This is a genomic window from Streptomyces sp. ADI96-02 (assembly GCF_003846185.1).
Lineage (GTDB): Bacteria > Actinomycetota > Actinomycetes > Streptomycetales > Streptomycetaceae > Streptomyces.
The window spans coordinates 2396546-2410764 of record NZ_ML123034.1; the positions used below are offsets into that span (position 1 = coordinate 2396546).

Below are 14219 nucleotides of genomic sequence, written 5' to 3' on the forward strand. Positions count from 1 at the left end.
GCCGCCGGTCAGCGTTCCAGGAACGCGAACAGCTCCTCCCAGCGCCGCAGGGTCTCCTGCTCGGAGAACCGCTGGACGCCCGCGCGGGCCCGGTCGCCCATGGTGTCGCGCAGCAGCGGGTCGCCGGTGAGCCGCAGCAGCCGGTCGGCGAGGGCGTCGACGTCCCCGGCGGGCGCGAGGAGGCCGTCCTCGCCGTCGCGGACGATCTCGCGGACGCCGGGCGCGCAGTCGAAGGCGGCGCACGGCAGTCCGCTCGCCATCGCCTCCAGCAGCGCCAGCGGGAAGCCCTCGCCGCGTGAGGACTGGACGAAGACGGAGGCGTCCGCGAGGGCGGCGTCCACATCGTCGGTGCGGCCCATCCACTCCACCGAGCCGTCCAGGCCGAGCGCCGTGCACTGCGCCCTCAGCACCGCCTCGTCCTCGCCGGCCCCGTACACGCGCAGCCGCCAGTCGGGGCGGTGCGGGGCCACCCGTGCCCAGGTGTCGAGGAGCAGGTCGATGCCCTTCTGGTCGCTCAGTCTGCCGATGCTCGCCACCGTCCTGGCGGAGCGCGGGGAGGGCACGAGCGGCAGGCGGGAGAGCGCGTTGGGCAGGAAGCCGACGTTGTCCATGCCGTCGCCGGCCCACTTGTCGGCGTCCTCCTCGGTGAGGACGAGCCAGTGGTCGAGGTCCTTGTAGTGGTTCCTGATCCACCGGTAGCGGTGGCTCGCGCGGGAGTAGTCGTAGGACTCGTGGCTCATGCCGACGACCCGCAGCCCGGTGGTGTCGGCCTCGCCGACCCACTCCATCGCCCACACCTGGGTGACGACGACGACCGCGCCGGGCCGGGCGGTGGCGAAGATCTCCGAGAGCCGGGCGACCGCCTGCCGCTTCCGGGCGACCCGCGCCGCCTCCCTGCGCCGGGTCGGCAGCCGGAGGCGGTCGAGCGTTCCGCGCGGGGCCCAGGGGGTCGGCGGATGGGCCGGGTAGAGGGCGGTGACGGGGCCCGACCGTTCGGGCAGGGCCATGGTGAGGTCGGAGGCGTGGATGCCGACGGTGTGGACCCGGTGGCCCTGCGAGGCGAAGAGGCGGGCGGTCTGGTGGGTCCAGCCGGTGACGCCGCCGAGTTCGTCGGTGCTGTTGGAGACGATGAAGACGTCGCGGCTCATCGGCCGGCCCCCTGGCGCTGTGCGATGTGGCGGGCGAAGACGGCGGCGACGGTCCTGCGGGCCGCGTCGCCCCGGTCGTGGGCGCCGAACTCCTCGGCGAAGGCCCGGCGCCGCTCGGCGTACCGGGTGTCGGTCTCCTTCAGTTCCGCGAGGGCGGCGAAGAGTTCGTCCGGGGTGGCGGCCACCGGGCCGGGGGCCTTCTCGCGCAGGTCGAAGTAGCTGCCCCGGTCGGCCGCGTAGGCGTCGAGGTCGGGGGCGAACAGCACGACGGGCCGGTCCAGGAGCGCGAAGTCGAACATGATCGAGGAGTAGTCGGTGACCAGGACGTCGCTGATCGCCAGGATCTCGCTGACGTCGTGGTGGCGTGAGACGTCGACGACGGTGCCGGGCGGGCACACGGGCAGCCGTGCGCTCTCCAGGTAGTGCGCCCGTACCAGCAGCGTGTGCGTGTCGCCGAAGCGCTCGGCGAACTCCCTCACGTCCAGGAGGAGTCGGCGTCTGCGCTGCTTGCCCGGTCCGCCCCGGAAGGTGGGCGCGTACAGGACGGTCGCGCGGTCCTCGTCCAGTCCGAGCCGCGCCGCGAGCGGCGGGCGCGGCAGCCGCCCCTCGCTCTCGCAGCGGTCGCGCTCCGCCACCAGGACGTCGTTGCGCGGGTAGCCGGTGCGCAGCAGCCGCGCCTCGGGCAGCCGGTAGGCGCGGGCGAGCGTGGCCACGTCGTGCTCGGAGCGGACCAGGAAGTGGTCGAAGCGGTGCACGGCCTTCTGGAGCCGCTCGCGCTGCGGGGCGTTCTGCATCCGCACGCGGATCTCGTCGAAGCCCATGCGCTTGTACGCCGACCCGTGCCAGGTCTGGAGGTAGGTGGTGCGGGCGGGCTTGCGCAGCTGCTGCGGGAAGCCCTGGTTGTCGACCCAGTACTCGGCGCGGGCCAGCGCCCACAGGTACCGCCAGGACCAGCGGCGCACCAGGCGGGCGTCGCCCGGGAATCCGTCCGGGGTGCTCTCGTAGGACCAGGTGCTGCGCAGCCGCAGGCCCTGGCGGCGGATCTCCTCGTGGAGCGCGCGCGGGCTGTCGCCGTAGCAGGCGCCCATGTGGCTCTCGAAGAGGACCGAGCCGCGCCGCGCGGGGAGCCGGGTGAGCCAGGTGTTGTACACGGCCGCCTTGAAGGCGCGGGAGCGGTAGCGGTCGAGCCGTCCGCGCAGGGCGCGGCGCAGGAGCTTCACCCGGCGGGCGGGGCGGAAGTGCGTGGCGTAGCGGACCAGGCGGCGGGCGGTTCGGGCGGGGCGGCGGCGGGCGGTGAGGCGGAGCGCCAGGTGGTCTTTGAGCGTGACGTAGGGCTGCCAGGTGTCGCCGGTGAGCCGGCCGAGCAGCGGCCGGGCGCGGAAGGGGCCCGCCCCGTCCGCCAGGTCCTGTGGGGCGAACAGGTCGGTGACCGTGCACGCCTCGCCCGCCCGTACGGTCATCCGGGCGTCCCACGCGGTGTCGCGCGGGCCGAGGGGGCGCAGCAGGGCGCTGATGTCGGCGCGGGTGCGCCAACTGATCCCGGTCGCCTCGCGCCGTACCTCCTCGACGGGGAAGGCGACGGCGCGCGCCCCGTCGCGGGCCTTGAACTCCAGGGTGGCGGTGAGGGGCGCGTCGGGGTCGGGTCCGGTGTGGCCGGGCAGGACGACGTGTCCTTCCAGCAGCAGCCGGCCGTTCTGCGCTGCGCACCGGGTGAGCCGGTTCATCAGCCGCATGTCGCCGAACGCGCGGTACTGGTGGCCGAGTTCGGTCACGTCCACGGCGGGTTCCGGCTCCTGCCCGACGGGCCAGCGGACCCGGCCGTCCTCGTCCGTGACGAGCGGGGCGCAGACGGTGGCGGGCCGGCTCAGCGCGTACGCCGCCGCGAGGACGCCGTCCGCGTCGCCCCGGGCCAGCAGGGTGACGGCGACCTCTTCCAGCGGCGGCAGGCCGTCGGGCGCGCCGGCGGTGAGGGCGCGGCGGGACGCGGCGGCGGCCTGTTCGCGGCGGGCGGCGGGCAGGTGCGGGAAGGACCGGGCGAGCGGGACGAGGTGGTCGCGGGCGAACGCCCGCTCGCGCTCCTCGCGCAGTTCGGGCAGGCCGAGGGCGAGAAGGCTGTTGGCGACCCGGCGGTGGGCCTCGACCAGCGCGCCTGCGTCGCGGGCCCGGTCGGGCAGGGCGCGGCCGGTCACGATCAGCCGGCGCACCAGGGCGATCCGGCCGACCGCCGCGGCGGCGAGCGGGCCGAACAGGATCTCGCCGTGGGCCAGGTCGTCCTCGTAGCGCAGCCCGTGCCGCAGGGCCGCCTCCCGGCGCAGGCAGAAGCCGGTCACCAGGGCGTCCCGGACGACGAGTCCGGGCGCCTCGGCGATGCCGGACACGGTCCGCGAGCGGGCGAACAGCTCGCCCTGCCAGGCGGGTTCGTGCTCCTTGCCGCCGTCCGGGGCGCACCGGCTCCAGCGGCCGGCGACGAGGTCGGCCCGGCTGTGCTCGCCCGCCTGCCAGAGGTTGCGGCAGGCGTGCCGCTGGAGCCGTTCGCCGGCGGTGAGGACCAGGACGTACCGGCCCGTCGCCGCGTCGAGGCCCGCGTTGCGCAGTGCTCCGGTGGTGCGTACGGCCGGGTCGGCGTGGACGAGCCGCACCCGGCCGGGGGCGCGGTCGGCGAGGGCGCGGGCGGCGGCGCGGGTGGCGGCGTCGGAGCCGGAGGCGAGGACGACGACCGCCTCGGCGGCGCGCAGGGACTGGTCGAGCACGGACTCGACGGAGGCGCGCAGGGCGTCGGCGGCGTCGCGCGCGGCGTCGCCCGCGTCCGACCCGCCGCCGGTGATCACACAGCTGAAGTCGCTCATGCCTGCCCTCCCTTGAGCATCCGGTCGACGACCCGGGCGGCGGCCGTCCCGTCGTCGAGATCGCAGAACGCCTCGCGGAACCGCTCGTAGGCGTCCCGGTGTCCGGCGGTGGCGGCCTCGGGGTCGCGCAGCGCCTCGACGACGGCGGCCGGGTCGGGCAGCAGCGGGCCGGGGGCGCGGTGTTCGAAGTCGAAGCAGAACCCGCGCAGGGTGTCGCGGTAGTGCTCCAGGTCGTGGGTGTGGAACAGCATCGGTCGGCCGGTCTGCGCGAAGTCGAACATGATCGAGGAGTAGTCGGTGATCAGGACGTCGCTGATCAGCAGCAGCTCGGCGGCGTCCGGGTGGCGCGAGACGTCGCGGACGGCGGCGGTGTCCGGGACGCTGCCGCCGACGAGGTAGTGGCGGCGCACCAGCAGGACGTGGTCCTCGCCGAGGGCGTCGGCGGCGAGGGCCGGGTCGAGGTCGAGGCCGTGCCCGTACCGGCCGCCCCGCTTGGGCCGGTCCTCGCGCCAGGTGGGCGCGTACAGGACGACGCGCCGCCCCTCGGGGATCGCCAGCCGCTCGCGTACGGCGGCGGCGGTCTTGGCGCGGTCGTCCGCGTGGAGCAGGTCGTTGCGGGGGTAGCCGCACTCCAGGACCTCGCCCTCGTAGCCGAAGGCGCGGCGCAGGACGGGCGTGGAGAAGCCGTTCGGGGAGACGAGCACGCTCCACTGGGCGGCCCGCCGCTCCATGGAGGCCATGTAGGCGGCGTCGGCGTACGGGGTGCCGGCGAGGTCGCGGCCGATGCGCTTGAGCGGGGTGCCGTGCCAGGTCTGGACGACGCACTGGCCCTCGGCCCGTTCGAACCACTCGGGCAGATGGGTGTTGGTGACGATCCAGCGGCTGCGGGCCAGCGCCTCGTACCACTCGGAGCTGTGCAGTGCGACGGGCCGGACCCCCGGGGGCAGGGCCGCCTGCTGGTCGCGCACGACCCACAGGTGCTCGATCTCCCGTCCCCTGGAGGCCAGTTCGCCGTGGATCGCGCGCGGCGAGTCGGAGTACTGCCGTCCGTCGAAGCTGGAGTACAGGACGGCCGGGCGCGGTTCGGCGCGCTCGGCGCGTACGGTCGCGTACCGCTCGCGCAGCCGGCGCTGCCCGTACGCGCCGCGCTCGGCGGTCGGCAGCGCGCTGCCGGACTCCAGGACGAGCCGGTCGTAGTGGCGGCGCTGGAGGGTGACGTCGCGTCCGCCGGCCGCCCAGGTGAGGGGGATGGCGGCGTGCAGCGGAGTGCTCGGCCGCAGCGGCCTGTAGTCCTGCTCGTCGCGTTCGCCCGGCGTGCGGAGGAAGAGGTGCCAGCGGCCCTCGGCGAGCGGCAGCGGGCCGCCCGGACCGGGCACGGCGGCCGGTGCGATCACCGCCCGGAAGCCGCCGTCCTCCTCGCGCTCCAGGGCGATGACGGCCTCCTCCTGGTGGCCGCCGTGCCGCAGGACGAGCTCCCGGACGCCGTCTCCGGGTTCCGGGAGGCTGCCCTCCAGGACCAGTTCACCGCTGTCGGAGCGGTGGACGGAGGTGACGACGGGCTGCGCCTGCCGGTCGGTGAGGACCAGGTCGCCGGACGGGTTGGGCGCGACGTGCACCTCGCGCCCGCCGTCCAGCGGGTAGCGGCCGTCCGGCAGGTCGGGCCGCGCGGCGACCGTCAGCTCGCCTCCCGGGCCGACGAGCCGGACGCCCCAGATGTCGTCGCTGCCCCGGAACGCGCTGAGCGGGATCTCGGCGGCGCGCGCGGCGGGCGAGCCGCGCAGGGCGAACTCCCGGGTCTCCTTGGTGCGCCACTCGGTGAGCCGCAGGGCGACGGGCCCGGCGTCGCCGTGGACCTTCACCTCCAGGCGCAGGGTGTCGCCGGACGCGGACTGGGCGGTGAGCAGGGCGGCGACGCGTTCGGTGCGCAGTTCCAGCTTGTTGCCGGACAGCACGGGGACGACGCGGGTGCGCTCGTCGGTGTAGAAGGCGGCGGGCGGCGACGGAGTGCCGGTGAGCCGCATCGGGCCCCGGCGCGGGCGGCCCGCGCCGAACAGGACCGACTCCAGCTTCCAGGTCGTGCGTCCGTCCGCGCCGGCGCCCTTGGCCGCGAGCCGGTGCGGGTCGACGGCGGTCGCGAACCCTGCGCGGGCGTAGCGGTGCAGGGAGCGGGGGGAGCGTGCGGTGGCCTCGTCGGCGGGAGTGGGGCGCGTCCGCAGCGGGATCAGCCGCCTGCCGGAGCGCAGCCACGCGAACCCGGCCGAGCGTCCCGGGGCGTTGCGCACGTAGGCGTAGCCGCTCAGGTGCAGCAGGCCGTCGCGCCAGACGGCCTCGGTGAGGTGGGCGTGGACGGGCAGGTCGGCGGCGTCCAGGGTGGTGACGGACGGCGGCAGGGCGGAGCGGAGGGCGGGGTGGTGGGCGCGGGGCCGGAGCAGGCCGCGCACGTGGAAGGTGTCGCGGTCGGCGCGCTCGTCGGCGAGGAGGGCGAGGAGTTCGTCGGTCCGGCGTTCGCGGATGAGCCGCCACTTGACGCGCAGGTGCAGCGGAAGGCCGGTCAGGACGGCCGGTTCGACGGTGGCGGCGAAGGCTCCCGCGTGGTCGAGGAACGTTTCGTGGAACTCCGCGTCCCCGTCGGGCAGGGCCTCGATGAACAGCCACAGGTCGCCGGAGAGCGCGTGGGCGTCGTAGCGGCGCTTGGCGTCGGGAAGGCCCCGTTCGGCGAGGAAGCGGCTGACGGCGGTGACGGCGGTGACCCGGTCCCGGATGCCCCGGGGCACCGCCCGCCGGGTGGTGATCGAGCCGTCGCGGTCGCGCCAGTGGTAGACGGGCTCCTCGACGACGTCGACGGACCGGGCCAGGAAGTGGGCGGGCAGGACGACGGCGATGTCCTCGTAGAGCACGCCGGTGGGGAAGGCGAAGGCGTGCTCGTCCCAGAAGGAGCGGCGGAAGACCTTGTTGCAGGCGATCCGGTCGCCGAGCAGGATCCAGTCCCGGGTGACATGGGTGGCCGAACGGGCCTTCTCCATCGGCCGGCGGAACATCGGCGACTGCTCCAGGTCTCCGTTCGCCCGCAGCCGCAGGACGTTGCCGGTCGCGAAGTCCGAGCCGGAGCGGTCCAGTTCGCCCAGCATCCGCTCGTACGCGCCGGGCGGTACGACGTCGTCGCTGTCGACGAACGTGAGGAACGCGGCGTCCGGGCATGCCTCGCGCACTCCGGCGTTGCGGGCCGCGCCGAGCCCGGCGTTCTCCTGCCGGATCAGCCGGAAGCGGGGGTCGCCGTCGGCGAACTCCCGCGCGACGGCGGCGCTGCCGTCCGTGGAGCCGTCGTCGACGAGGACGACCTCCAGGTCGGGCATGGTCTGGCGGGCGAGCGAGGACAGGCAGGCACCGAGGTACTCCTCGACGTTGTAAAGGGGGACGACGACGGTGAGACGGGGTGCCATCGCGGGCGCACGATCCTTCCGGGCGGACGACATCAAGGGGCGTGAGGGAGCTGCGGGGTGTCCGACGCGTCCGCGCCGCCCGCCCGTGCGGGACCGGTCGGACGTCCTCCACGGGTTATCAACCCGCGCCACGGGGCGCGGTCACCCGAGGAAAGCCGTTCGGGTGACACGGAGGCGCTGCCGCGCGCGGGGGCGTGCCGGTGACACGGTCGAGCCCCGTACCGGCGGGGGCACGGGGCTCGCTGCTGCCGTGGCGGCGGGTCAGGGCTTGACGGCGATCCGGCCCTCGTCCATGCGCAGCAGCAGCAGCCGCTCGCCGGTCTTCTCCAGGAACTCGTCGACCGCCTGGCGCGATCCCTGCCAGTAGCCGTAGTCGTCGATCAGCAGGACGCCGCCGCTGACCAGCCGGGAGTACAGGTGCTCCAACTCGTGCCGGGTGGAGGCGTACCAGTCGGTGTCCAGGCGCAGGATCGCGATCCGCTCGGGGGCCTGCGCGGGCACGGTGTCCTCGACCCGGCCCCGTACGTAGTGGACGCGCTCCTGGGGGTAGGGCACCTGCTCGAACCCGGCCCGGACGTCCTCCAGCGAGGCGACGGCCCAGATCGGCCGGTCCTTGCCCTGGGCGTCCAGCAGTTCGCGGGCGCTCCTGCCGTCGCGCCGCAGGTCCTCGGCGGTGGGCGGGGTCATGCCCTCGTACGTGTCGAAGAGGTAGAGGTCGCGCTCGGTGTCGCCGACGGACAGCAGGGTGCGGGCGCACGCCTGCATGGAGCCGCCGCGCCAGACGCCGCACTCGACGATGTCGCCGGGGATGTCGTGCCGGGCGATGTACCGGGTGGCGAGGATGAAGGCGTTGAGCCGCTCCGGCGAGGTCATCGAGTAGGGCTTGACGGCCCGGATGACGTCCTTCGCCTCGTCGTCGTAGTCCGCTGGGAACCGCTCGGCGGACTTCGCCTTCGCCGGAGGCTTCGGGGCGGGCTCCGCAGCCGGCTCCGGGGCCGCCTCGGCCGCCGGTGCGGGTGCCGGGAGCGGGCCCACCGGGGCGGTGCGGGCGGCGGGCACGGGGACGCGCCTGAGTTGGTACCCGGTGAGCTGCTGAAGGACGCCGTTGACGGCGTTGCGCCAAGCCATGCCCCGGGACAGTACGCGCGGTTTGCGCCGCATGTCATCTTTCGTCAACCTGCCATTGATCCGTCCCGGTCCGCTCCGGTTTCCGCCGCCGCCACGGCGGGCTGGGGTGCGGGCTCCGGCACGGGAGCGGCGGCGGGCCGTCCGCAGCCCTCCCGGCCCTCCGCCGGCCGGGGCAGCGGGACGCCGTCGACGCCGCCGACCCGGTTGGCCCACCAGACGGCCACCTCGCGCACCGCGAACATCGTGAGCCGGGGGTAGCGGCGCGGCTTGCGGAAGACGCCGACGGAGTCGCCCCAGTAGGCGGCCTTGGCGTCGATGGCCCGGTAGTCGTGCCAGATGCCCTTGCGCGGCGGGAAGTCGGTGTAGGCCTCGCGCAGTTCGAGCCGGGAGTGGGCGGCCAGCGCGCGGAACCCGTCGGGGTAGTAGCGCCAGCAGTCCTGGGCGTCGTGGACGTGCCCGCGCGAGGGCGCGGTGATGAAGGCGTGGCCGCCCGGCTTGAGGACCCGGGCGATCTCCAGCATGGACGCCCAGAAGAACGGGATGTGCTCGAACGCCTGGCCGGACAGGACGACGTCGGCGCTCGCGGAGCGGGCCGGGATGCGGTACGGCCGGGTCATCACGGCGTCCACGTTGGGGCCGTCCTGCACGTCGACCCCGAAGTAGTCGATGTCGTGCCCGGCGAGCAGGGCGCGGTGGGTGCGGGTCTGCTTGCCCGAGATCCGCGACCCGAGGTCGACCACGCGGTACCGGCCGGAGGCGGGCCCCTCGACGGGCAGATACTCCTTGACGCAGAGTTCCATCTGCTCATAGGCGGACCGGTGCATGGACGTCTCCCAACCTGGCGGTGTGCGTGAGCTGTTGGGCACAACGACCGGACGGGCCCGAGGAGTCGCGCGGGCGGTGCGCGCTGGGCCGTTCGGGTGGCGCACGGGCTCGGCAGCGGCTCGGCAGGGGCTCAGCACTGGCTCGGCAGGGGCTCAGCACGGCTCTGCACCGGCTCAGCCGGCGTCGCCGAAGAACCTCCGTACGACGCGTTCGGCCGCGTGCCCGTCGTCGTACGGGCAGAACCGCTCCCGGAACGCCGTGCGCAGCGCGGCCGTCTCCGGCGAGCGCCAGCGGCCCGTCCGCAGGAGCTCGGTCAGCTCCTCCTGGGTGGTGGCGACGGCCCCGGGGGTCTCGCCGGGGCGGCCGGAGAGCAGGTCGAAGTAGGTTCCGCGCGCGGCCCGGTAGGCGGCCCAGTCGGGGGCGTGGACGAGGATCGGGCGGTCCAGGCAGGCGTAGTCGAACATCAGGGACGAGTAGTCGGTGATCAACGCGTCTGCCGCCAGGCACAGTTCCTCGACCCGTGGGTGCGCGGTCACGTCGAGCACCCGCCCGCTCCCGCCCGTGCCGCCGGTGGAACGCCCGTAGAAGTAGTGGGCGCGCACCAGCAGCACGTGGCCGGGGCCCAGTTCGCGGGCCAGCCGCTCCGCGTCGAGGTCCGGCGCGAAGCCCTTGCGGTAGTCGCGGTGGGTCGGGGCGTACAGGAGCGCCGTCTGCCCCTCGGCGATGCCCAGGTCGGCCCGGATCTTCGCGACCTGGTCGGCGGTGGCGGTGAAGTAGACGTCGTTGCGCGGGTATCCGAGCTCCAGGTGGGTGTAGCCGGCCGGGTAGACGCGGTCCCAGATCTCGGTGCTGTGCGGGTTGGCGGAGAGGCTGAAGTCCCATTGGTCGGCGTGGGCGAGGATCTTCTCGAAGCTGACGCCGTTGGTGAGGGCGGGGTAGGCGCGCTGGTCCAGGCCCATGGTCTTGAGCGGGGTCCCGTGGTGGGTCTGGAGGTAGCGCTGCCCGGGGCGCTTGGTGAACCCGCCGGGGAAGCTGGAGTTGTTGACGAGGTAGCCGGCGGTGGCCATCGCCCGCCAGTAGGCGCGTGAGCCCTCGATGACGTACGGGACGCCCGGCGGGACGCGGTCGCGGTGGCGCGAGGAGACCGCCCAGACGCCCTCGATGTGCGGGAGGAGTTCGCGGGCCTTGGCGTGGATCGCGGCCGGGTTGCAGGCCACGCCCCGGTTCCAGTAAGCGCCGTAGACCGCGAGCCGGGGATCGAGGCCCCGGTGCAGGTCGGTGCGGTAGGCGGCCCGCATGACCTGCCGCCGGACGACGCGCCGCCCGCGCCCGGCCGCCTGCCGGACGCGGGCGGCCACGGCGTCCCGGGTCCGCCGTGCGCGGTGGGCGGCGTACGTGCCCTCCAGGGCGGCGGCCCGGAAGAAGTCCGCCCGGTCGGCGGGCCGGATCCGCCCGGGGTCCTCCAGGACGGCGAGCAGGTGGGCGGTGCGCGGCGGGTGGACCCGGGGGTCGTCGCCGGTCTCGGCGAGGAGGCGCGCGTACGCCTCGATCACCGCGAAGTGGCCGCGCCCCGGCGTGCTCGCGAAGGTCCCGGTGCGGCGTACGCGGTGCCGGACGCAGACCCGTTCCAGCGCGGCCGAGGCGCCCGCGTCGGCGGCGAGCAGGGCGGCCCGGTGGACCGGGGCCACCTCGCCGTAGGGGCCGTCGGCGAAGCGCAGGCCGTGCGCCGTCCAGAAGGCGCGGCGCACCACCTGGTCGCCGGCGGCCGGCTCCGGGGTGGCGACGGCCGCGCCCCACCAGTCGACGCGCTCATGGCCCAGGTGCAGCACGTCCGGTCCCGGGCCGTCCGCCCGGAGCGCCCGGAGCGCCCGCAGGACGGCCGGCACGGCTCCCGGGAGCAGCACGTCGTCGGCGTCGAGGAAGAGGAGGTGTCCGCCGCGCGCCGCGTCGGCCCCGGCGTTGAGCGCGGGGCCGGGGTGCGGGCCGAGGGCGCCGGGTGCGTCGGGGGCGGCTGTTTCGGGTGCGGCTGTTTCGGGTCCCGCTGTTTCGGGGACGGCGACGGTACGCACGCGGGGGTCGCGCCGGGCGTACTCGGCGGCGAGGGCCGCGCTCCCCTGCTCCGAAGTGACGACGGCCAGGGCCTCCAGCTCCGTCGCGGGGTCGGCCAGGACGGAGTCGAGCGCGGCGCGCGCGTATCCCGGCGAGCCGAGGAGGGGGACGATCACACTGAGCAGCATGGCAGCCGAGGTAATCGCGCCCCGGAGCCCGCCGTCAAACCGCCGTCACACCGCCGTCACACCGCCACCGGCCCGGCGGACGGCCCGCGTTCACCCGATCGGGTCAGCGCCGGTGACCCCCGGACCCGGCCCCTGTTGACCAGAGCATGAAGCCACTCCTCAGCGTCGTCGTCCCGGTTCACAACGTCGAGGACTACCTCGGAGACTGTCTGCGCTCGGTGGCTGAGCAGACGCTCGACGCGATCGAGGTGGTGCTCGTCGACGACGGCTCGACGGACGGCAGCGGCCGGATCGCGGCGGAGTTCGCGGCCCGGGACAGCCGCTTCCGGCTCGTCCGGCAGCCGAACGCCGGTCTGAGCGCGGCCCGCAACACGGGCGTCCGGCACACCACCGGGTCCGTCCCCTACCTGGCGTTCGCGGACAGCGACGACGTCGTCGTCCACGACGCGTACGAGCGGATGGTCGCGTCGCTGGAGTCGACCGGTTCGGATCTGGCGACCGGCAACGTGTGGCGGCTGACCGGCCGGGGCCGGCAACAGGCATGGCAGTACCGCTGGCTGACCGGCCCCCGGCCCCGGACGCACATCACCCGGGACCCGCGCCTGCTCGCCGACCGGGTGGCGTGGAACAAGGTGTTCCGGCGCGCCTTCTGGGACCGCCACGCCTTCGCCTTCCCCGAGGGCAGGCTGTACGAGGACACCCCGGTGATGATCCCGGCGCACTATCTCGCCGGCTCCGTCGACGTCCTGGCCGAACACGTCTACTACTGGCGCGTGCGGGAGGGCTCGATCACCCGGCGGCGCACCGACGTCACCGGCGTACGCGACCGGATCGCCGCCTGCGAGCAGGTCAGCGCCTTCCTCGGCGACCGGGACGCGGACCGGCGCGCCGCCTACGACGCGTCCTGCCTGCGGGACGACTTCGGCTACTTCCTGGACGGTCTGCCGATGGGCGGGGAGGCGTACCGCACAGCGTTCCTCCAGGGGGCGGGCGCTTTCCTGGACCGGGCCGGGGACGGGGTGCTGGCGGGTCTGCCGGTGGAGCTGAGGATCAAGTGGCGCCTGGTGCGCGAGCGGCGGCTGGAGGATCTGCTGGCCGTGCTCGCCTTCGAACGGGCCAACGGCGCGGGCACGTTCGCCGTCGAAGGGCTGCCGGGCCGTCGGCGCGCGGTGTACCCCGGCGTGCGCGGCGCGAGCGCCCGGCTCGCACGCGGCGACGTACCGGCGGTGGCGCGGCTGGTGGAGGCTCGCTGGGGCGCGGACGGGGTGCTGCGGCTGCGCGGTTACGCCTATCTGCGCAACCTCCCCGCCGGGTCGGCCCGGCAGGCGCTCAGGGTGGGCATGGTCCGGGCCGAGGGGGGCCGCCGGGTGCGGACCGTGCCGGCGCGGACCGTGCCCGCGCCGGAGGCGACCGTGAACTCCGGTCAGGAGCTGCACGGTTACGACCACGCGGGCTTCGAGATGGTCCTCGACCCGGACCGGCTGCCCCCGGCGGACGGCGGATGGCTGATCGGACTGGTGGTCGCCGCGCGCGGAACGGTACGGCGGGTGGCGGTACGCGCCGTGGACGCGGGCGCGGAGCAGCCGCTGGTGCGTGATCTGGGCGACGGGCGGCGGGCCGTGCTCGACCACCGGGCCGGCCGGCTCCGGCTGAAGGTCTCCCGGCTCCCGGCCCTGGTCGAGGCGCACGACGGCGCGGGGCTCGGTGGCGCGGGGCACGACGGCGGCGTCGCGGGAGGCGGCTCCGGCGCGCAGGAGGGGCGGGTGCTGAGGCTGACGGGCCGTCTCTTCGACGGGGCACGGCCGACGGCGCTGCTCCTCTCCCGTGACGCGGACGGGGCAGGGGCGACCGGCCCGGCGGACGGTGCGGGCGTCGGGACCGGCACGGGCGGCACGGACCACACGGGCGGCGGGACCGGCGGCGGGCTCGGCCCGTACTCCTGGCCGGTGGAGTGCCGGGCGGACGGGACCTTCGACGCCCGCGTGGAGCTGACCGCGCTCACCGCCGTGCCGCCGCCCGCCCGCCGCGTGCCGGGCGAGGTCGAGACGGCGAGCGGGACGCGGTGGCGGGCCTGGCTGCCGCTCCCCGACGGAACGCGCGTCCCACTGCCCGCCGCCCCGGACCTGCCGCCGCCCGCGTGGGCGGACCCGGCGGGCAACCTGGTGCTGGACCTGGCGCCACCGCCGGTCGCGGACCGGGTGGAGCGCACGGCGGACGGGGCGCTGCGCGTCTCGGGGACGTACGGCGGCGGCCCGGGAGCCGTGGACGGCGGAAGCCCGGGAACCGTGGACGGCGGCTCTGGAGCCGTGGACGGCGGCTCTGGAGCCGTGGACGGCGGCGAGCGGATCGACCTGCGCCATACGGTGCTCGACGAACGCGTCGCGGTCGCCGAGGCCGCCGTGGACGGCGCGACGGGCCGCTTCCGCGCGCTGATCGCCCCGCTGCTGCCAGAAGGACGCTGGGACGTCCGGCTGGACGGCGTCCCGGTGCGCGTCCTCGCCTCCCTCGCCGCGCATCTGCCCTGCGGCGACGACGCGCTGAGCGCGCGGCGGCGGCACGGCGACCGGCTGACCGTTGTGGCGGGCCCGCCACTCG

Annotated in this window: 7 protein-coding genes; 1 reads left to right on the forward strand and 6 read right to left on the reverse strand. The window is 75.4% G+C overall.

Annotated elements, in window-relative coordinates; genetic code table 11:
* Nucleotides 1-8: 8 nt before the first annotated feature.
* From EES43_RS10425 to EES43_RS10450, 6 genes are all read right to left on the reverse strand, one after another.
* Complete coding sequence (locus tag EES43_RS10425) at nucleotides 9-1148, reverse strand: glycosyltransferase (RefSeq protein WP_124268477.1); 1140 nt, start codon at nucleotides 1146-1148, stop codon at nucleotides 9-11.
* Nucleotides 1145-3994: a CDP-glycerol glycerophosphotransferase family protein gene (locus EES43_RS10430; protein WP_124268478.1), complete on the reverse strand. Its 2850-nt coding sequence runs from the start codon at nucleotides 3992-3994 to the stop codon at nucleotides 1145-1147. Before EES43_RS10430 ends, EES43_RS10425 begins: the two co-directional genes overlap by 4 nt.
* Entirely contained in the window at nucleotides 3991-7434 is a 3444-nt protein-coding gene (locus tag EES43_RS10435; protein WP_124268479.1) for a CDP-glycerol glycerophosphotransferase family protein, read from the reverse strand. The genes EES43_RS10430 and EES43_RS10435 overlap by 4 nt, the downstream gene beginning before the upstream one ends.
* Before the next feature lie 261 nt (nucleotides 7435-7695).
* Nucleotides 7696-8595: a TylF/MycF/NovP-related O-methyltransferase gene (locus EES43_RS10440; RefSeq protein ID WP_206430026.1), complete on the reverse strand. Its 900-nt coding sequence runs from the start codon at nucleotides 8593-8595 to the stop codon at nucleotides 7696-7698.
* Between the two features lie 11 nt (nucleotides 8596-8606).
* Complete coding sequence (locus EES43_RS10445; protein WP_124268481.1) at nucleotides 8607-9386, reverse strand: methyltransferase domain-containing protein; 780 nt, start codon at nucleotides 9384-9386, stop codon at nucleotides 8607-8609.
* Between the two features lie 174 nt (nucleotides 9387-9560).
* Complete coding sequence (locus tag EES43_RS10450) at nucleotides 9561-11612, reverse strand: bifunctional glycosyltransferase/CDP-glycerol:glycerophosphate glycerophosphotransferase (RefSeq protein WP_241192368.1); 2052 nt, start codon at nucleotides 11610-11612, stop codon at nucleotides 9561-9563.
* 158 nt (nucleotides 11613-11770) lie between these two features.
* On the opposite strand from EES43_RS10450, the gene EES43_RS10455 reads away from it, so the two are divergent.
* The coding region (locus tag EES43_RS10455; RefSeq protein ID WP_124271888.1) for a glycosyltransferase at nucleotides 11771-14219 on the forward strand (2449 nt) is incomplete at its 3' end.